This is a genomic window from Paenibacillus azoreducens, assembly GCF_021654775.1.
Classification (GTDB): domain Bacteria; phylum Bacillota; class Bacilli; order Paenibacillales; family Paenibacillaceae; genus Paenibacillus_AQ; species Paenibacillus_AQ azoreducens.
Genome location: NZ_AP025343.1, coordinates 1,286,788 through 1,305,794 on the forward strand (window position 1 = coordinate 1,286,788; position 19,007 = coordinate 1,305,794).

17 protein-coding genes are annotated in these 19,007 nt (G+C 49.0%); 12 read left to right on the top strand and 5 right to left on the bottom strand.

Translation table 11 applies throughout. The features are described from left to right. Positions 1 to 71: 71 nt before the first annotated feature. Together mutT and L6442_RS05485 are read left to right on the top strand one after the other, a co-directional pair. The gene (gene mutT, locus L6442_RS05480) at positions 72 to 1,139 is read left to right on the top strand and encodes an 8-oxo-dGTP diphosphatase MutT (RefSeq protein WP_212977739.1); all 1,068 of its coding nucleotides are present in this window, start codon (positions 72 to 74) and stop codon (positions 1,137 to 1,139) included. A gap of 404 nt (positions 1,140 to 1,543) precedes the next feature. After that, positions 1,544 to 3,052: a stalk domain-containing protein gene (locus L6442_RS05485; protein WP_212977738.1), complete on the top strand. Its 1,509-nt coding sequence runs from the start codon at positions 1,544 to 1,546 to the stop codon at positions 3,050 to 3,052. Positions 3,053 to 3,249: 197 nt separating this feature from the next. Here L6442_RS05485 and L6442_RS05490 read toward each other — a convergent pair whose 3' ends face one another. The 3 genes from L6442_RS05490 to L6442_RS05500 form a co-directional block, all read right to left on the bottom strand. Beyond that, positions 3,250 to 4,185 carry a dihydroorotate dehydrogenase gene (locus L6442_RS05490; protein WP_212977737.1) on the bottom strand — a complete coding sequence of 312 codons (936 nt, stop codon included), beginning with the start codon at positions 4,183 to 4,185 and terminating at the stop codon, positions 3,250 to 3,252. Then, entirely contained in the window at positions 4,166 to 4,870 is a 705-nt protein-coding gene (locus tag L6442_RS05495) for a dihydroorotate dehydrogenase electron transfer subunit (RefSeq protein ID WP_212977736.1), read from the bottom strand. Before L6442_RS05495 ends, L6442_RS05490 begins: the two co-directional genes overlap by 20 nt. A gap of 255 nt (positions 4,871 to 5,125) precedes the next feature. Further along, entirely contained in the window at positions 5,126 to 6,121 is a 996-nt protein-coding gene (locus L6442_RS05500) for a phosphotransferase (protein WP_212977735.1), read from the bottom strand. 256 nt (positions 6,122 to 6,377) lie between these two features. Here L6442_RS05500 and L6442_RS05505 point away from each other — a divergent pair, with 256 nt between their 5' ends. Next, complete coding sequence (locus L6442_RS05505) at positions 6,378 to 6,719, top strand: cupin domain-containing protein (RefSeq protein ID WP_212977734.1); 342 nt, start codon at positions 6,378 to 6,380, stop codon at positions 6,717 to 6,719. A 259-nt stretch (positions 6,720 to 6,978) separates the two neighbouring features. Continuing rightward, positions 6,979 to 8,274 carry an MFS transporter gene (locus L6442_RS05510; RefSeq protein WP_212977733.1) on the top strand — a complete coding sequence of 432 codons (1,296 nt, stop codon included), beginning with the start codon at positions 6,979 to 6,981 and terminating at the stop codon, positions 8,272 to 8,274. Between the two features lie 237 nt (positions 8,275 to 8,511). Here the strand turns inward: L6442_RS05510 and L6442_RS05515 are convergent, their stop codons facing one another. Further along, entirely contained in the window at positions 8,512 to 9,180 is a 669-nt protein-coding gene (locus tag L6442_RS05515; protein WP_237100233.1) for a YitT family protein, read from the bottom strand. Positions 9,181 to 10,135: 955 nt separating this feature from the next. On the opposite strand from L6442_RS05515, the gene L6442_RS05520 reads away from it, so the two are divergent. Then, complete coding sequence (locus L6442_RS05520) at positions 10,136 to 10,642, top strand: GNAT family N-acetyltransferase (protein WP_212977870.1); 507 nt, start codon at positions 10,136 to 10,138, stop codon at positions 10,640 to 10,642. Positions 10,643 to 10,905: 263 nt separating this feature from the next. On the opposite strand, the gene L6442_RS05525 is transcribed toward L6442_RS05520, so the two are convergent. Continuing rightward, on the bottom strand, positions 10,906 to 11,649 hold the full coding sequence (locus L6442_RS05525; protein ID WP_212977732.1) for a GTP pyrophosphokinase: 744 nt from the start codon (positions 11,647 to 11,649) through the stop codon (positions 10,906 to 10,908). A 193-nt stretch (positions 11,650 to 11,842) separates the two neighbouring features. On the opposite strand from L6442_RS05525, the gene L6442_RS05530 reads away from it, so the two are divergent. From L6442_RS05530 to L6442_RS05560, 7 genes are all read left to right on the top strand, one after another. Next, the gene (locus tag L6442_RS05530; protein ID WP_212977731.1) at positions 11,843 to 12,691 is read left to right on the top strand and encodes a helix-turn-helix domain-containing protein; all 849 of its coding nucleotides are present in this window, start codon (positions 11,843 to 11,845) and stop codon (positions 12,689 to 12,691) included. Positions 12,692 to 12,827: 136 nt separating this feature from the next. Then, positions 12,828 to 13,703, top strand: coding sequence for a DUF6923 family protein (locus L6442_RS05535; protein WP_212977730.1), 876 nt, complete (start codon positions 12,828 to 12,830; stop codon positions 13,701 to 13,703). 34 nt (positions 13,704 to 13,737) lie between these two features. Next, on the top strand, positions 13,738 to 15,099 hold the full coding sequence (locus L6442_RS05540) for an ABC transporter substrate-binding protein (RefSeq protein WP_212977729.1): 1,362 nt from the start codon (positions 13,738 to 13,740) through the stop codon (positions 15,097 to 15,099). 113 nt (positions 15,100 to 15,212) lie between these two features. Next, entirely contained in the window at positions 15,213 to 16,103 is an 891-nt protein-coding gene (locus L6442_RS05545) for a carbohydrate ABC transporter permease (protein WP_212977728.1), read from the top strand. 118 nt (positions 16,104 to 16,221) lie between these two features. Then, positions 16,222 to 17,019: a carbohydrate ABC transporter permease gene (locus tag L6442_RS05550; protein ID WP_212977869.1), complete on the top strand. Its 798-nt coding sequence runs from the start codon at positions 16,222 to 16,224 to the stop codon at positions 17,017 to 17,019. A gap of 42 nt (positions 17,020 to 17,061) precedes the next feature. Continuing rightward, a complete protein-coding gene (locus L6442_RS05555) occupies positions 17,062 to 18,264 on the top strand; it encodes a Gfo/Idh/MocA family protein (RefSeq protein ID WP_194231983.1) in 1,203 nt (400 codons plus the stop codon). A 2-nt stretch (positions 18,265 to 18,266) separates the two neighbouring features. Further along, positions 18,267 to 18,806 carry a GNAT family N-acetyltransferase gene (locus L6442_RS05560; RefSeq protein ID WP_212977727.1) on the top strand — a complete coding sequence of 180 codons (540 nt, stop codon included), beginning with the start codon at positions 18,267 to 18,269 and terminating at the stop codon, positions 18,804 to 18,806. The last annotated feature ends 201 nt before the right edge of the window (positions 18,807 to 19,007 follow it).

The following is a 19,007-nucleotide window of genomic DNA, read 5'->3' on the forward strand; positions in this document are numbered from 1 at the left end:
GTAATCTAACATTGTGGCTTTATACATCAAATACATAGACAAGAAATTTCCATTACAGGAGGTGACCCCTTGTGATCCAAGTAGCTGCAGCAATCATCGAAAACGAGCAAGGGCGGATTTTAATCGCCAGAAAACGAACGGGGAAACCGCAAGCTGATATGTGGGAGTTTCCAGGGGGCAAGCTGGAGGCTGGCGAAACCCCTCAAGAGTGTTTAAAGCGTGAATTGCGTGAAGAAATGCAAATCAACATCGAGCCGTATGCATGGTTTGGAACAAACGACCATCATTATGGGGAAAAGCACATCCGGCTGATTGCATACAAAGCTCGCTTTATCGGCGGTGCAATCAAACTTACTGATCATGACGAGTTCCGTTGGGTGGATCTGCATGAGCTTGGCGAGTATACTTTTGCACCAGCTGATGTTAAATTCGTCGAAATGCTAATGGCAGACAAGAGAGCGATGAAAGGGGATGAACCGTTGGGGGAAGTCGTTGCTGAGACTGAGGAGAATAACGAGGAACTCTTGGACGTTAAATCAACCCTTCGACAGGCCTACGACAATCATGCTGATCTCAGAAACTCAGCGGAACTGGAAGGCTGGAAAGCAGACGAAAGGGATCATGTGCTTGATGTATTCCGATCCCATCATGTGCGAAGCATTTTAGAAATCGGCGCGGGTCCGGGTCGGGACAGTTTGTTTTTTAAGGAACATGGCTTTGATATAACGGCTGTAGATTTGTCGGAAGAGATGGTCCGTTTATGCAAGGAAAAGGGGCTGCGCGCAAGGGTGATGGATTTTTACCATTTGGATTTTGCGGATTGCTCCTTTGATGCGGTGTACGCCATGAATTGCTTGCTGCATGTTCCGAAAGCTCAGCTGCATGTTGTGCTCACGGAAATCAAACGGATTTTGAAGCCTAGCGGTATATTTTATTTGGGACTTTATGGAGGGATGTCCACGGACGGCATTTGGGAGCAGGATTCATATAAGCCAAAGCGTTATTTTGCCATGTACCCCGATGAGGAGATCGAGCGGATCATCAAAGGTTATTTTCAAATCGAAGACTTTCACACCCGTTTTATGGGCGAGGGAAATCCCCATTTTCAAGCGATACTGCTCAGAAACTATATAAGTTGAACTAAAGAAAAGCATAAGGAATAGGCAAGAGGGAGAAAGATTTACGGAGAAGCGAAGCGTTCGCCTTTGTGATCGGATTTCAACCATGAATTTAGTATAAATCAAAGAAATCCGGGAGCAACAGCGATCGAAAGAACATTTCACCCGGCTGCCTACATCCGTGCAAATCATTGGTTCAACTTATATAGCATGGTTTCTTGCTCTAAATGGCTGCCTCATTACAATCATCGGGACATTTACGATATGGATTTGCGTTACCCACCCAGATTGCGCCATCAATTACTTGGCAGATAAAAGGCATCATCATATTAAAGGGGGTCAGGTTGTTTATGCGCTGAAACTTCTTACCCTTTCCTGCGTCTATCATTACAACCCAATATATAACCTCAGAGGAGCGCCTGTTTATGAATATTCGGAAATGGATGTTGAGCTTTAGCATAGCAGCCTTAGCTATATCAGCAGCAATGCCGGCATATGCCGCTGAAACGAAAAGCAATTCGAATGTGACCAGCTTCAAGGCTGCATCGTTAGTGAAGAAGGATGGCTCCTATTGGATCTGGGGAGATACAAGGGCAGTACCAACTCAGGTTGTAGCACTAACCGAAGTTGAGCGGATCATTAATGATCAGTTCATTCAAAAGAAAGATCAAACGGTTTGGTATTATAAGCCGGAATATAGCTGGAGTCCTGGGGAAGAGAAACTGCTTCAGGTTAAGGGTCTTCGTGATGTGGTTGACGTAGCTGACGGGATAGGTACATATGTGGCGTTGGATAAAGAAGGACATTTATATGAATTTACTATTCAATCTTTAAAGAATGAAGTAGTTAAACCAAGTAATGTGTTAGATCATGTAGTTGCCGTCAGCAGCTACAATCGAACCATTCCAAGGCAGAAGCCGCCGTTTGAAGATTACTCCACGGAGGGAAAGTGGCTGCTTCTTCGGCAAGATGGAACGCTATGGCAGAATGAAGGTGGAAAACCGGATAAAGTGAAGCCCGTTGCTGGTTTGCCGAAGGTCAACATGCTGGCTAATAACGTAGCTTTGGCAGTTGACGGAACCGTTTGGAGGTTCCCCACCCGGGTTGCTGCTGGTCAATCGGCTGCACCTAGCCAGTGGAAAGGAATAGCCAAGATGCAGAAGATCTACTCCAATAATCAGACAACGCTTGCGATTGATGCGAATGCAAAGCTATGGTTTTTAGGTTCAACTGTGCCGTACGGATCGGATGGATCGGAGTATCATGTCGGGAAGCCTGTACAGGTCAAGACAATCAATAAGGTAAAAGAGGCTTATGTCGTCGAACGCAGCTTGATTGTGTTGACTGAGGATCACAAGGTATACCGCACATCGATTGAAAATGACAATATATCCGCAAATCCGAAATTTGAGCTGCTTGCTTCGGATGTGATGCAGATCGAGCCTGCCATGCGCCATTTCATCATGGAGAAGAAAGACGGTTCCCTATGGGGATGGGGGATTAATAAGCAGGGCGAGCTTGGGTATGGCGATTATAAATTTATGTATGACAGGCCGGTTCTGATGCAAAAGGCGATTACGGTCCGCTTGAATGGAAAGGCGCCTCAGCTATCCAACGGTGCGCTCGTTCGCAATGGGCAGGCATTCGTACCGCTGCGTTCGATTTTCAGCGATCTAGGCGCTGAGGTAGGATGGGATGCAAACACGAAGATGGCAACTGTGGTGCAGAAGAAGGATGGCAAGGACAGCTTGAAGATTACGATCGATATGAATACGGGTGCAACAAAGCTGAATGATAAGCCAATTGAGCTTCAAAATAAACCGTTCACTGTAGGTGGAACCGCCTATTTGCCGCTTCGCTTGATTAGCGAGTCGTTAGGGGCGAAGGTTGATTGGCAGCCCCAAGGACTCCTCATTTCGATAATAATGAATTAATCGCTTTATAACTGTATAAGCAAACAGTCACCATATTCAAGATAGCAGATCGAATACCGGATAGATAAAAGTTATAAAAAACCCACAAGATGGATGAAATCATTTTGCGGGCTTTATCTTTTATGATTCATAATTACTAGGTCTACTGAACACAGCAATCCACTTTATACATTATAGGGATTAAGCACTCCTTATTCTTAACGAATAATCCCCCGAATCTCGTCCAAGCTCTTGATGTTTTCTTTTTGCATAAAACGGTTCAGTCCGGCAAGCAGCTCTTCGCCAGCTCGCAGATTCATGAAGTTGTAAGTACCGACCTGAACGACTTCAGCGCCGGCCATTATAAATTCGATAATATCTTCTGCTGTCGTGATGCCGCCCATGCCCATGACCGGAATAGTGAGCTCGCGGGCCACTTGGTGGACCATGCGCAGGGCAATCGGTTTAATGGCCGGGCCGGACAAGCCGGCGTACAGATTCGAGAATACGCTGCGGCGTTCATGAATATCGATTTTCATGCCCGAAAAGGTATTCACTAGTGAGACGCAATCCGCACCTTCTTCCTCGCACATGACCGCCATTTCAACGATGTTCTCCGCATTGGGTGACAGCTTGATCGCAAGCGGGAGAGATGTGGCTTGACGTACTTCCCTGACAACTTCCCTGGCCACGTCTGTTTTGATGCCGAAGGCCATGCCGCCTTCTTTAACGTTCGGGCAGGAGATGTTGAGTTCGATCATATCGACGCTGTGCAGGAAGGCTTTACGGCGTTCCCCGGTATCTTTGGTGATTTTTAAGGCGCCAAGCACATAATCTTCGATGTTGCTTCCGCCAAGGTTAACGATTTTAACGGGTTCGATTTTTTCCCAAAACTTCATTTCCTCATCGAGGAAGGCATCGATGCCGGGATTCTCCAGACCAACGCTGTTCATCATGCCGCCGGCCGTCTCCCAGACGCGGATTCCGCGGTTGCCAGGGCGAGGTTCAAGGGTCAACCCCTTGGAACAGATTCCCCCAAGTTTGTTGATGTTGTAATGCTTGGCGTATTCCTGGCCGAATCCGAAGGTGCCGGAAGCCATTACGATCGGATTCGCAAATGGAATGCCGGCGATATTACAAGCTAAGTTCCGCATCCCATTTCACCTCCTCCGCCAAAAATACCGGGCCATCCGTACACACCTTGCGGTTGCCGTCGGTGTTGGTTATGGAGCATACATAACAGGCGCCGATGCCGCATGCCATCCGTTTCTCCAAAGAGACGTATACTTTGGTATCAAGCCCCTCAGCCATCCGCGCAGCTGCCTTCATCATCCCGAGCGGACCGCATACAAATACGTTTTCGTACCGACTTAAATCCAGATCGTCCAGCACGCTGCCGCCGATCCGCACGACAAGTTCATTCGCATATGGTTCAAAGGCTTGGGTCAGATAAGATTCTTGTTGAAAACCAAGATAAATATCCGGTTTATCCAACTGCTTGGCGGTATAGAACAGGGGAGCGATACCGATCCCGCCTCCAATCAGGGCAGTTCGTCCCATCACATCCGGGAAACCATTGCCGAGCGGTCCTTCCAGCTGGATGCTGTCCCCTGGGCGAAGTGCTGCCAATAAACGCGTGCCTTCACCGGCAATTTTGTACAGAAATTGAATATGGTTATGTTCCTTATTAAAAATACTGATTGGACGCGATAACAGAGGGGCATCCTGCCAAGCGCGCAGCATAAAAAATTGCCCCATGCGTGCTTCTTGAAATGCTCCCTCCACCGTCATGAGGTAAATGCCTTCACAGATGCGTTCGTTGGAAAGAATGTTGTACACAGGCATGCTCCTTTTTTTTGCGACATAAGGATTTTGCAAAAATCCTGGACATAGGAAAAATCTGAAAGATGAAAAGAAAATAAATATCTTTATTTTCACACATCTTTACTATGCCTGCTTTGTCAACCATTCGGCCGTGATACGCGTCACAATCCATGCATAAATGTACTGTAAGCGCGAGCATGATGAGTCATGTGGAGGGCATATTTTTTCTATGGTTATCCATGAAGGTAAAGCGTACGTCCGCCCATATCCTTATGAATTGGACCATGCCGCCAATAATTCCATCGCCTTGACCCGCTGGGGCCAGGTTTGTTTCGTCAAACGCAGCAGTTCCCGGCTCCTTGGGCGGCCTGGGAAGCGGTAAGCGGACCAGGCTTCCCGGGGCAATCCATATAACGCGGCAATTAATTTGCGCTCAGCCTGAATTAACGGCCTGCCAGCTTCGTAACCCTTCAAGAGCGACTGGATGAAATCGGGATTGAATTGGGTAGTGTTCATGATCGCGTTGGCTGTATCGATGTAGGTGGATCCGATCCGGATACGGTCCCAGTCGATCATAAACAGACGGCCATCTTCGGAAACAATGACGTTTGGCGAGGTTACATCGCCGTGAATCAGTGATGGGTGCATCATCTCATTTTTCATCAGCTGCACGATGTCCGGGTTGGCAAGAGAGGTCCATGCCCGGTCCGAAAGAGCACTGCAGGCTTCCCCATGTTTACAGACCTTTCGTCTGTTCCCACCCTTAAAAGACCGGGGCATGTGCTTTCGGGCGAGACGATCATGGTTTTTCCATAACAGGATTTTCTCATAGGTAGGGGACTGATTTCCGCTGTTGATCCCGGTGGGGGTTGTATGAAGCGCGGCGAGGGCCATGCCCAGTTGCTCAAAGTCTCCGGTCGTTTCCAGGCCGCGGCCCGGTATCCATTCCGTCAAATAAAACGGCCTGCCCCTGCTTAATATCCATAGCGCACCGGAACGGGCCGGAAGCCATTCTGGCATGTAACGGTACCCGCTGTTCATTAACAGCTGGACGTAACGCGCGGCTGCACTCATTTGCTTAACTGTGCTTGAGTGAAGAAGATCGCTTCGGAAAAAGGGTTTTAATGCATAGACTCCGGCGCTTGTTTGTACTTGAATGACGGCGTTTATACGGTAAAGGGATGCGACCTTGGACGATTTCAGCATGTTTAGACCGAAACGACGGGTGATATCGCGAATCTGTATGTCTTGGTATGTGTCAGTCATGCGAAGGCTCTCCTTTCAACGCAAATGCGGCTGGTATGTAGAGATGCAACTTGGCCGTTGTCATATTATATTCGTCCTCATAAGGTATGTATGGATGAATACCGTGTCCATCATGGTTTATACCTGGTACGTTAGTTTTCAGACATGTCAAAATGCAAGTGCCTTCAATCACAATCCATGAATTGCTTAAGACCTACAATGAATAAAGAGACAGGGAAGGACAAAAACAATCCAAAAGATGGGGGAGAAAGCAGCCATGGAGAAAATTTCGTTAAACGAACGTATCGAATATAAAGAAGAGAAATTCACAAAAAGAATTGTATTCAAGGATGAACAAAGCGTTGTATTCGTACTTAATTTCATGCCTGGTCAAGAGCTGCCGACTCATCGGCATCCGGGGGCCATGCTGTATCTGACGGTTCTCCAAGGAGAGGGCATCATCACGGCAGATGGCAAAGATACGGGAGTCTCCGCGGGTGATGCAGTCCGGTGCGAAGGAGACGAAGTTTTCTCTTTCCGCTGCACGGGTACCCAGCCTGCAAGCATATACGTCATGCTTACCTCGATTCCGGACGAAAGATACTCGGCAGAAGTATGACTGGATAAGTTGGACTAAAGAAAAGTATAAGGAACACGCAAGGGGATCTAATTCTTTTCAGCAGATCCATTTAGGAAATTGAAATAGCGATGTCACGTTTCGTTAGAGATGAACCAGCTATAGTTCAAAGGCAGCCAGCCCTTTTGTTGTTCTAATCGCATGGTTATCCCCATCAAATATTCCGAAGAATAACCCCCATCCGGTAAGGACAATCTATACAGGATGGGTTTACATTTCTTTGCGAAAGGGGATATTTACCATGGCAGAAGAACGTACGCCGACCAAAACTATTGTGGCAATCGGATCGATCCCATTGATTATGACGCTGGGCAACTCCATTCTCATTCCGATCCTGCCCAAAATGAAAGCGGAACTTCATCTTTCTTCTTTTCAGGTCAGTTTGCCGATCACGGTGTTTTCGCTGGTGGCTGCATTTGCGATTCCGTTTCTGGGATATTTGTCCGACCGCTTGTCCCGCAAGGCAATCATTATTCCGGCGCTGCTGCTTTACGGCATTGGCGGCGTTCTTTCGGGAATGGCCGTTGCGTGGTTTTCCAATCCGTTTATATGGATTATGGTGGGGCGAACCCTGCAGGGGATTGGGGCGGCAGGAACGACGCCAATCGCCATGGCGCTTGCCGGGGATCTATTCAAAGGTGCGGAAGCAAACCGCGTCCTCGGATTGGTTGAGGCATCCAATGGCTTCGGCAAGGTTATTTCGCCGATTCTCGGGTCGTTGATTGCGCTGATCATCTGGTATGGCGTCTTTTTTACGTTTCCGGTCGTGATGCTGGTTTCGCTGATCCTGACATGGATATTCATCAAAGAGAAAAAGACGGCGAAGGAACCGCCGCCATTCAAACAATACATTCGCGGATTAGCCAGCGTTTTTAAACATGAAGGCAGATGGCTGTTTACGGCTTACTTGGCCGGAGCCACTTGCCTGTTTACGCTGTTTGGCATTTTGTTTTTCCTGTCGGATGTGCTGGAGAAACCTCATAACATTGTCGGCGTGGTCAAAGGGTTGGTCCTGGCTATTCCGCTGCTGGTGATGTGTACCACTTCCTACATTACGGGCAGTAAAATCGGCGAAAATAAAAAGCTGATGAAAAGACTGATCGTGCTCGGGTTTGTTTTCATGACGATCTCTTACGCATTGCTGTCTTTTATCGGGCATTTAACGTTGTTTATTGCCGTGTTGGCGGTCAGCAGTTTGGGGACCGGATTGATTTTGCCTTGCATCAACAGCTTTATCACGAAGGCGGTCGGCAAGGAAAGACGGGGGTTCGTGACTTCGCTGTACGGCTCGGTCCGTTTCTTCGGGGTGGCCATCGGCCCGCCGCTGTTCGGATGGATGATGGGCTGGTCGCGCCTCGGGATGTTCCTGTCCATCGCAGGGCTTACGTTGGTCGTCGGCGCGCTGGCATTTTTTATGATTCGGGTCGATCAAGGCGACAAAGAAGAGGAACAGTCCGGGGGCAGTCAGAGTCATTACGAACTGAAGCGAAAAAAGCCTGTTGGTCTCATGAACCCTATCCGCGGCCGCGTGCGGTAATTTGGAAGCGGTCAGCGACCTTTAAATTCCACCTTGGTTTTATTCCAATCAAGAAACTGGCGGGCAACAGAGCACATAGCACGAAACTTGAGCGAACATGGTTAAACTACCAAGAGCACACGGAGGATACCTAGGCGCTAGGAGCCGATGAAGGACGTGGCGAACAACGATACTGCCTCGGGGCGCGTGTGCGGCCAAGGACTAATTTCAGCATCGAGCCTTACAAATATCGCGAATTTACTTCTTGCCGCTTCTCCAGGCAAAACCAAACCCTGGCCTTGCTTTCGGTCTTGTGGAGCGCAGCAGCCAATTGATGATCCGCGTCGATATCAGTTGGCATCCGATGGCCAAAATGATGATTTTCCAGTCGATCACAATCGCGGTCAGAGAAAAAATAAAACCGTTCATCCAAAACAAAGATGTGCCGGGTTTGATTTTTTTGTATTTGTAAAGGGCCAGGGCGGCAAAACCGATCCCTCCGTTGGACACTCGCTGCCTCATCAGCATGGCTACGCCCGTTCCTAAAAATACGGAGCCGATGAGCAGATCGATCCACACATTCGGAAAAGGGTGCTTGATATATACTTCAAAGAAATTCACGGATACGGACGTAACCGTAATGACATATATCGTTCCGATGGTGCTCGCGTTGCCAAGATACGGGGCGGTAAAGATCAGAAAAACAAAATTCGCAAACCAAAACCCCAAGCTCATCGGGAGGCCAAAGAAATGATGCAGAAGCACTGCAATCCCTGAGCCGCCCCCGGAAGGAATGTCATGGGGAAACAGAAAAACGGCCATGGCAAGACCCTGGATCACGGCACCTGCAGTAATCAGCGAAATTTTACGGTATAGGCGGCGGTAAAAATAGAACTTGTTCCGGCCGGGAACCATCAGAATTTTCACGCGAATCATCCTTCGAATAATAATTGGATTGGGATGCTAGTCCTGTTTGGTACAGTGTATGCTTGTCTTCTGGACAGGATGCCCGGAACTTTTATATAAGGCCGATCATTCTTGCAAAAGGATTACTTTTGCCGGAGAAAGTGCAATCGAAAAACCGCGTTATATACCCCTGATCAATCCTGACAATGGCCATGTGCGGGGTTTGGTGTGGGGAAGATAAAAGAAGGAGTCCCTCTTGAGGAAGGCTGTTCAACGCGAACGGTCTTTTTTTGAAGATTATAGAATTTATAAATTTTCTTGCTACGCTGAACAATTCTATAATCGCAAGAAAAACTATCTCTAAGCGCGGTCTGTCTTCTATGAAAATACGTCGATAGACGTTTTTCTTAAGATTATAGAATGTATAAGTTTTAAGCAGTGCTTAAGTCATTCTATAATCGCAAGAAAAACATCCGCTAAAAGCGGTCTGTCTTCTATGAAAATACGTCGATAGACGTTTTTCTTATAAGTTTTTTGGTCCCCGCAAAGTATTTGGAATAAGCATCGAAGCATAGGCTTGTGGGGGTATTTGCACAATCCTTGTTGTTGGTTCGTTTGCAGGATTTCTTTCGGACCGGTTCTCGGGTAGGCTTAAAGATATCAGCTTTTGAGTCGGACAAGGAATGTTGGAATCATACCCCAAGCTATCGAAGGAACGGATATGACGGATAAAATAGAGGCGTTATTAACGAAACAAGGAAAGAAATTTAAAGATTACCGACATCTGATTATCAGGGAAACTAGGGCGCCGATATATTGGCAGCGGGCCTCCCGATGATTTACCACGTGGAAGACACCCTCGAGAAATACCGGAAGATCGAACCGGTGATCACGGAACGTTACCGTAATTGGAAGGCTTCGCATTGAGGACATTGAGGATATTAGGATATGAACCTGAAAGGAGTGAGGAATGTCGATGAAGCTTGAAACCAACCGGTTGATCCTGCAAACACTCGATCTCGACCTTATGGATGCTGCAGCCAAACGCGATGCACGGGCGATTGAAGCGCTAGGGTACAAAACAAACGGCGAGTGGCCGGGTCAGGACTTTTACGAAGCTCTGCCTTTTTTTCGGGAACTGCTTGTCAAAAATAACGGAACCCGAGGGTTTGATTCATGGATCATCGTGACGAAAACGGATAGGGAAATTGTGGGCGGAATTGGCTTCTTGGGCGAACCGGAAGAAGGCGGCATGATTGAAATCGGTTTTGCGACAAACGAAAGCCAACAGCGGAAGGGTTACTGCTACGAAGCCGCAACGGAATTGCTGGCATGGGCGACAGGACAAAACGAGGTCAAAAAAGTAACCGCCAGATGCGAGCCGGGCAATACCGCGTCCCAAAAGGTGTTGGAAAAGCTGGGATTCAGTATCGACCGCAGGGACGATGATTTCATTTATTGGACGTATCGTGGCGGGCAGTAATATGAATCCTAACGAAAGTACGAATTGTTATGAAGACAAAATAGAGCCTTTATGAATCCTAACGAAACTACGAATCGCTATTGAGCTAAAGAGACGGTCATAACGCTCTTTTTTGCCCGAATAGCGACCTGTAGTTTCGTTACATTTATTTTGTTATCGTTTTGGCCAGTATAACGCTTCCCAGTTTCGTTAGCGGCAGCTTGCCAGGCGAATGTCCCCCGATCGCTGCTGTGATAACAAAGAACGCTGCCCTGATAACCTGGTTATTTCAATAATTTAGGCGAGATGATATTCATCAGGTTTTCCGGAATCTTAAATTGCTGGTTATCGATCAGAAACTGGAAATCCCCTTTGGAATCGGCTTGATTGGCCCGTTTGATCTCTTCCATCTCATGGTGAAGCTGCTCCATCGTCGTGTCCAGTTCATAGGCGGTGTCCGCGGCTTTTTTCAGATCGTCGATTAACCGCTGCGGTACGGTTTCATAGTATTTATAAAAGATTTTATGTTCCAAGCTGGCCCAGAAGTCCATGGCGATGGTCCGGATTTGAATTTCAACGCATATCGATTCCTCATGGTCGGACATGAATACAGGGACTTCAACGATCATATGAAGGCTTTTGTAGCCGTTGGGTTTCGGGTTTTTAATATAGTCTTTGATGGAAATGGTCTTCAAATCATTTTGGCTTTGCAGCATTTCGCTGATTCTGTAAATGTCCGAAATAAAAGAGCAAGTAATCCGGATACCCGCGATATCATGGATCGTTTCTTTAATTTCTTCGAGTGAGTTTGCCCCGCCTTTGCGCATCATTTTTTTCAAAATGCTCTCCGGCGATTTCAAACGGGACTTGGTATGTTCAATCGGATTGTAATCATGCAGCATTTGGAATTCTTCCTGCAGGATTTTGATTTTGGTCTCCACTTCCTGCAAAGCAAACTTATATTTCATCATAAAACGTTTAAGCTCTTTTTGGATGACTTTCACTTGTTCAATAGGATTATCTGACATGGTACAACCATCCTTCTGTACATATATTCGTATAAGAATAGTATGAAGCTTTTAGGAGAAGTCTGTCAAATGATTGATGTCGAGAAGGGGCAGAAAGAAGAAGCGGACAGGCAAGAAGGAATTAACATAACTTTTACAGCTTAATGATGAGGGGCACATATATGGTTGATACACTGGGGAGCAAGGGGTGGTAATGATGGAAAAATCGTCCTCGGCTGCTTTCCAGCCTATGCTTACGAGCGATCGCTTTGGTTGGGATAAGCTGCGCGTATCGCAATGGGGCAGTCCGGAACAAGCTTTAGATCCTTCGACTGAGCCCAGGTACATCGTTGGGATTCACTGCACGGCCTACTATGAAAATTATTATACGATTCATATGACCCCATGCAACGAAAGCATTTTTTGCCCTTGGGGGAGAACCTCGCTCTATTTTCTGAAAATTGAAATTACGCCTTCTGTCATTGAACAAGTTGCCCGTGAAGCGGGGTTTTTGACGGAAGGCCATATTCAGTTGGAACGCAAGTTCCATGTCAAAGATTCCAAGCTGCTGCAGCTGGGGCTTTGGATGCTTGAGGAGCTGCAGAATGGGGGAAAGAAGGGGAAAATATACAGCGATTCATTGGCCAATATGATGATTATCTATTTATTGCAGCACTACTCTATCGTCATTCCCAGACATTCCACAGGCGGATCATCGGCAAACCAGGAGATTGCTGAGGTCATCCAGTATATGCGCGAGAATTTGGAAGAGGAGATTCAGCTGGCCGAACTGGCTTCGAAAGCGAACATGAGTCAATCCCACTTGATTCGCGTGTTCAAACAGCAGACAGGCTTTACTCCGCATCATTATTTGATTCGCCTGCGCATCGAGCGGTCGAAATTCCTGATCCGTTCGGGGAAAATCGGCTTGAAGGAAATTGCCGCCCAGGTCGGTTTTGCCGATCAAGGTCATTTCACAAGAGTGTTCAAGCGCGAAACAGGACTTACCCCAAAGTTATTCGCACAACAATTTTCCTCAAAATCAAACCACGCGCTGTATTAAATGAATGTTCGCAAATGAGAGTTTTGTTCAAGGAATGGAGTGTTTTGTTCAATAGGGGAAGAGGGCTCTACTCTACAATAAAATCAAGCAAGGCGATAAGGCGCCTGGCCGAGATTTTAGGAGGAGGAGAGAAAATATGAAATGTTTAAGATTGGCGGGTCTGGTTTGCGCGGGAGTCATTGCAGCCGGATCCTTGTCTTCGATGGCATTTGCCGCGCCTGCCGAAATGTTGGAGCCTGAAAGCGGGGCAGACGAAACCGTTGCAACCGCCGCGGCAGCCGAGTCCTGGCATGAAATATCCAAGCAAACCTTCTGGCTGCTGGATGCCCTCGAACGGGGACAAGGCGTAACGACGGACGGAAGCGCCTGGATTTTCAATTCCAATTTGGGACTTCTGCGTACGGAACTGGACGGCAAAACCGTAAAGGCACGGAATGCGGTGGCGATTCCGCCCGAGATCTCGGCCCAGGGCGGAGACCACATCGGCGATATTTCCTATAACAATGGCATCATCTATGCTCCGATCGAAGACGGCAAGAACTATCAACATCCCTATATCGCTCTCTTTGACGCCAATACCTTAAAGTATACGGGAACTTCATACGCATTGCCTTTGCAACTCCATCCCGGGGGCGTGCCTTGGGTTGCGGTCGATGCCGCGCGCGGACAAGTGTATACGGCCCAGTGGAGCAATGCCCCTGTACTTAACGTGTTTAGCCTTGACGATATGCATCTGATCAAAACGGTTCCCCTTACCCAGAGCATCGACCGGATTCAAGGCGCCGAAATGTATAACGGTTATCTGTACGCCTCGACCGATAACAAAACCCAGACCGTCTACCGAATCGATCCGGATACCGGCAGCGTATCCACAGCCTTCGACCGCAATTTGCCAAAAGGTACCGAGGCGCAGGGCATCGCGGTTCTGCCGACTGCAAACGGCGCTGTTCTCCACATTCTTGACGTAGATCCGAACCGCATCAGTCAAAACTTCCGCCATTATGGACTCTAATCATTGAACGAAGCGAAAAGAGGGACTAACGGATATGATCAAGCGATCCAAATCGTTGCTGCTGCTGCTCGCCGCTTGTTTCTTGGCGATTGCGGGCTGCGGCCAAAGCAATAACCAAACGGCGGGAACGGATGGCGGTGCCGCCAAGCCGCAGACAAACGCAAGCGCGCCGGAACCGAAAGAAACGAAGCCGGTCGAAATCACCTTTTATTATCCGGTAAACGTCGGCGGGCCGCTGACGAAAGTGATTGACAATATGGCAGGCACATTTATGGAAAAACACCCGGATATTAAGGTGAATCCCGTGTATACCGGAAATTACGGCGACAATACGGTGAAGATCCAGGCAGGCATTCAGGCCAAGCAGCCGCCGGATGTGGCGGTCATGATGTCGACGGAGCTATACGGCATGCTGGATATGAACGCAATCATTCCGCTGGACGATTTGATCGCCAAAGATGCGGATATCCAGATGGCGGATTTCTACCCCGCTTTTATGGAAGATACGCAGTCCGAAGGCAAAACATACAGCATTCCGTTTCAGCGGAGCACGATTGTTATGTACTATAACAAGGAAATGTTCAAAGCCGCAGGACTGGATCCGGAAAAACCGCCAGCCACATGGGATGAGCTCGTGAGCTATGCCCAGAAGCTGAATAAAGACGGCCACGCGGGCCTGGAAATTCCGGGTAATGACGATTCCTACTGGATGTTTCAAATGCTGGCAAGGCAAAACGCTTCCGATCCCAAACAAAACATCATGTCCTCCGACGGGAAAAAGGTGATGTTCGATACTCCGGAGAATGTTCAGGCGCTGCAATTTTGGCTGGACTTGTCCCATAAGCATAAGGCGATGCCGGAAGGCGTCATCGATTGGGCTGCGGTGCCGACCGATTTCATCGAAGGCAAAACCGCGATGATGATGCATACGAGCGGCAATTTGACGAACGTAAAAAATAACGCAAAATTCGATTTCGGCGTGGCGTTCCCGCCTGCGCAAAAGCAGTTCGGCTCACCTACCGGCGGCGGAAACTTGTATATCTTCAAGGATACGACGCCAGAGAAACAAGCAGCGGCTTGGGAATTCGTCAAATACATGACCTCTCCGGAGCAAGCCGCGCTGTTCAGCAGCTCATCGGGATATGTGGGAGTCCGTAAATCCGCATACGATACCGAAGCGATGAAAAAGTATACGGCGGATTTCCCGCAAGCTCTTGTTGCCCGCGATCAGCTGCAATATGCGTTCCGGGAATTGTCGACCCATAATCATGGCAAAGTATCGACGGCGATCACGAACCAGATTCAAGCCGCCTTGGCCGGAAAGACCGATGCGGCAGGGGCGCTGAAGAAAGCACAGGAAGAAGCGGATCAGGCGCTTGCGCCATTCAACAAGTAAACAGGGTTTTGGAGCGGTGTGCGTCAGGGAGTTTTGCCTTAGGCCTGATGCATGCCGCGTCCATGTCGTTTATTCGATGATCTGACTTTTATAGAAGGAAGGACGAAAATGTCATGGGTGCCGGATGGACCGGGAAGCTGAAACGAAACGGATTCGGCTGGGGGCTTATTCTGCCGTCCCTTCTGTTTCTATGTTTATTTACTTATTATCCGATGCTGAAAGCGGCTTGGCTCAGCCTTTACGAGCAAAATTTGGCCACGCCAGAGCCTGTTTTCGTCGGTTTGGGCAATTACGCCAATCTGCTGAAAGACCCCGTCTTTTTGAAAGTGTTCGGCAACAATATCTGGTTTGCGGTCGGAACCGTACCCGCCTCGTTAGGTCTGGCTTTCTTGATGGCACTGTTTGCCGATAAGGCGATAAAGGGACGGGCGATCGCGCGTCTCGCTTTCTTTTATCCGAACATGATACCGATGATCGCGGTGGCCAATATTTGGTTGTTTTTGTATACGCCGCATTTCGGTTTATTTGCCAGACTGGCTGCATGGATTGCGGACCAGCCGGTGAATCTGCTCGGAACGCCCGATACGGTCATGGGCGCCCTCATTGTCATGATGATCTGGAAGGAAGCCGGTTACTTCATGATTTTTTATCTGGCCGGGATGCAGCAGATTCCGAAAGATTTGTATGAAGCGGCTGCCGTGCATGGCGTCGGAACATGGGCATCGATCCGGCGGATTACCATTCCGCTTACGATGCCGACCACTTTGTTCGTCGCGGTGATCGCCGTAACGAATTCCTTTAAGCTCGTCGATCATCTCTGGATTATGACGAAGGGCGGGCCGAACCATGCGAGCAACCTGCTGCTGTACTATATCTACGAAACGAGCTTTAACTTCTACGATCAAGGAATGGCCGCCGCGATGACCGTGGTGATGATCGCGCTCCTGCTTCTGATTTCTTCCCTGCAGTTTTTCGGCTGGGACCGCAAAATCCATTACGAATAGGATGGAACGTATGAACAATCCATTAAAGATGTCGTTGCCGCTCAAACCGAACACGATCAGGCCAGCCCGGAAAAACCGCGTTCTGCGCTCCGCGAGCCTGAAAGTTCGTACCCTGCAAATGTTGTGGCATGGAATGGGCTTCGCCTTTGCCGCCCTATGGATCATCCCTTTCGTGTGGGTCGCCAGAACCGCCTTTCTCCCCAAGGAATCCGCCATAACTTCGGGATGGTTTCAGGGCTGGACATTCGATAATCTCATCAACGTGTGGCACGCAGCTCCGTTCGGGCAATATTTTTTGAATACTTTGCTTGTATGCGGCGTCGTTCTTGCCGTCCAATTCGTCACGCTGACGATGGCGGCTTATGCGTTTGCGCGGGTTCGTTTCGCCGGCAGAGACTTGATATTCCTGCTGTTTCTGGTGCAAATCATGGTTCCGCCCGACATTCTCATATTTTCGAATTATCAAGTGCTGAACGAAATGGGATTACTGGATACGAAGCTTGCGATTATGCTGCCGTATTTCGCATCCTCGTTCGGCATCTTCCTGCTGAGGCAGTCCTTCAAGCAGCTGCCTTACGAGCTGGAGGAAGCCGCATGCGTCGAAGGCGCCTCGCGTTTGCATATTTTGTCGCGAATTTATGTTCCATTGTCGCGCCCGGTGTATGTATCGTTTGCGATCGTATCCGTCAGCTTCCACTGGAACGACTTTTTATGGCCGCTGATCGTAACCAATTCGGATAGCAACAGGCTATTGACCGTAGGTTTGGCCATGTTCGCGAAATCCACCGAGTCGGGCGCGCAGTGGTCCGACGTGAGTGCGGCGACGCTGATTGTTGCGGCACCGCTCATGGTCGGCTTTTTATTGTTTCAGCGCCAGGTGATCGGCAGTTTTATGCATTCCGGCATTAAAGGGTAGGGGAAGGTTTATGAAGTTACACGGAAATCGGGAGGGGCAAAAATGATGAACCGGCCTATACGGTTAGCCATCGTTGGCGGTAACAGGGGAGCAAGCTTTATAAACGCGTTATATTCGCTTACGGACCGGATCCAGCTTACTGCGACCTGCGATTTGAACGAATGGGTGCTTAAGTTTTGGAAAGAGAAATTTCCGGATATCCGGACTTACCGGGACTTTCACGAAATGCTGAAAGATCCGTCCATCGATGCCGTATTTCTCCTCAGCCCCATGCATCTGCATGCCAGGCAGTCCATCGATGCGCTTAAAGCCGGAAAACATGTCCTCAGCGAGGTCATTGCGGCCCAATCGTTGGAGGAGGCCTGGGAGCTTGTCGAGACGGTCGAACAAACGGGCCTGAAATACATGATGTCCGAAAATTATTGTTTCTCGCGTTCGAATCTCACGATCAAGCATATGGCCGATCAAGGAATGTTCGGTGAAATAACGTATTTGGAGGGCGGATATATCCATGATTTACGCCATTTGATCCATCATCCAGACGGTTCCTTGACATGGCGGGGGCAGCTGCATCAGCAATATAACGGCGTCAATTATCCCACTCATTCGGTCGGACCGCTGGCGCAATGGATTCATCTCAACAAACCTGGCGGAGACCGGCTGGAGAGCGTATCGGCTTTTGTCTCCGAATCAAGATCCTTGCAGCACTACTTCAGCGAATATTTCGGCAAGGATCACCCGGCGGCGCGGAGCGGCTTCTGGCGGCAGGGAGACAGCGCGGTCGCCGTCCTGCGGACGATGAAGGGAGTACTGATTCAATTGCGGGTCGATTGGACTTCCGTCAGGCCGCATAATAAAACGCATTACGTGCTGCAGGGAACCGAAGGCGCGTATATTACGGGCCGCCATCCGCAGGAAGACGATCTGATCTGGCTTCAGCATCGTTCGCCGAAAAATGCGGAAGACGGATCCGCTATGTGGGAACCGCTCCGGAACTATCAGCCGCAATATGACCATCCAACCTGGAAGCAGTGGGGGGAATATGCCGCCGGGACCAAACACGGCGGAGGCGACTTTCTTGTGCTGGAGGAATTTATTTCGGCTATCCACGAGGACCGGACGCCTTCGGTGGATGTGTATGACGCGGTAACCTGGAGCTCTGTTTTCGCCTTGTCCATGGAATCGGTCCAAGCCGGCGGGAAGGCGATTCCGTTTCCCGACTTCAAAGCGAAGGTGGGGACATAACGGTGAATCAATCCCTTTCCAAACTTCTGATGAAAAAAGAGACGTTGTCCGATTTGCCGCCTTTCCGTTGTCCGACAGGGTTCCGGATTCGCTGTTTTCGTCCTGGCGACGAACGGGATTGGGAGGAGCTCATCCGGCATTCGTTTACGAGGGAAATTAAATTCGCCCACAAGATTGGGGATCATGTACCTTCATGCGCCGAGCGCGTATTGTTTATATGCAAGGGCGGCGAGCCTGTCGCAACCGCTACAGCTTGGGAAACGGGCGGTGAAGACAGCCAAAGGTGGTATCTGCACATGGTAGGCGTGAAACCCGAATATTCGGGCAGAGGGCTTGGCTTCGCCGCAAGTCTTGCAGCCCTGCACAAGATGGAGGAATCGGGCGCGGAAGCGGCCTATCTGGAAACGGATGATTTCAGGCTGCCCGCGATCCGCATTTATTTAAGACTAGGGTTTCTGCCCGTACATACCGATGCAAGCCATCCCGGCAGATGGGAGCGGATTCTTAGGCAAACCGCAGACCATACGCCGAAAAAGTCGTAAAGCCTCCAACCTTCAGGTTGATGCCACGGGCGGTTGCGGACAAAACTGAGCTTGATGCCACGGGCGGTTGCAGACAAAACTGTAGCTTGATGAGCGAGCGGTTGCAGGCAAAGTAAAAAGCTGACGCCGGTAGGTCCGGCGCCAGCTTTTTGCAGCTTTGCTTATTTCATTGTCCCTTATTCGTGGAAAAATGAAAGGCTT

Bases quoted from the DNA above. Each gene is read 5' to 3' on its own strand.
- L6442_RS05485 (WP_212977738.1), top strand. From the start codon at position 1,544: ATGAATATTCGGAAATGGATGTTGAGCTTTAGCATAGCAGCCTTAGCT.
- L6442_RS05490 (WP_212977737.1), bottom strand. From the start codon at position 4,185: ATGCGGAACTTAGCTTGTAATATCGCCGGCATTCCATTTGCGAATCCG.
- L6442_RS05500 (WP_212977735.1), bottom strand. From the start codon at position 6,121: ATGACTGACACATACCAAGACATACAGATTCGCGATATCACCCGTCGT.
- L6442_RS05505 (WP_212977734.1), top strand. From the start codon at position 6,378: ATGGAGAAAATTTCGTTAAACGAACGTATCGAATATAAAGAAGAGAAA.
- L6442_RS05510 (WP_212977733.1), top strand. From the start codon at position 6,979: ATGGCAGAAGAACGTACGCCGACCAAAACTATTGTGGCAATCGGATCG.
- L6442_RS05520 (WP_212977870.1), top strand. From the start codon at position 10,136: ATGAAGCTTGAAACCAACCGGTTGATCCTGCAAACACTCGATCTCGAC.
- L6442_RS05525 (WP_212977732.1), bottom strand. From the start codon at position 11,649: ATGTCAGATAATCCTATTGAACAAGTGAAAGTCATCCAAAAAGAGCTT.
- L6442_RS05530 (WP_212977731.1), top strand. From the start codon at position 11,843: ATGATGGAAAAATCGTCCTCGGCTGCTTTCCAGCCTATGCTTACGAGC.
- L6442_RS05535 (WP_212977730.1), top strand. From the start codon at position 12,828: ATGAAATGTTTAAGATTGGCGGGTCTGGTTTGCGCGGGAGTCATTGCA.
- L6442_RS05540 (WP_212977729.1), top strand. From the start codon at position 13,738: ATGATCAAGCGATCCAAATCGTTGCTGCTGCTGCTCGCCGCTTGTTTC.
- L6442_RS05545 (WP_212977728.1), top strand. From the start codon at position 15,213: ATGGGTGCCGGATGGACCGGGAAGCTGAAACGAAACGGATTCGGCTGG.
- L6442_RS05550 (WP_212977869.1), top strand. From the start codon at position 16,222: ATGTTGTGGCATGGAATGGGCTTCGCCTTTGCCGCCCTATGGATCATC.
- L6442_RS05555 (WP_194231983.1), top strand. From the start codon at position 17,062: ATGATGAACCGGCCTATACGGTTAGCCATCGTTGGCGGTAACAGGGGA.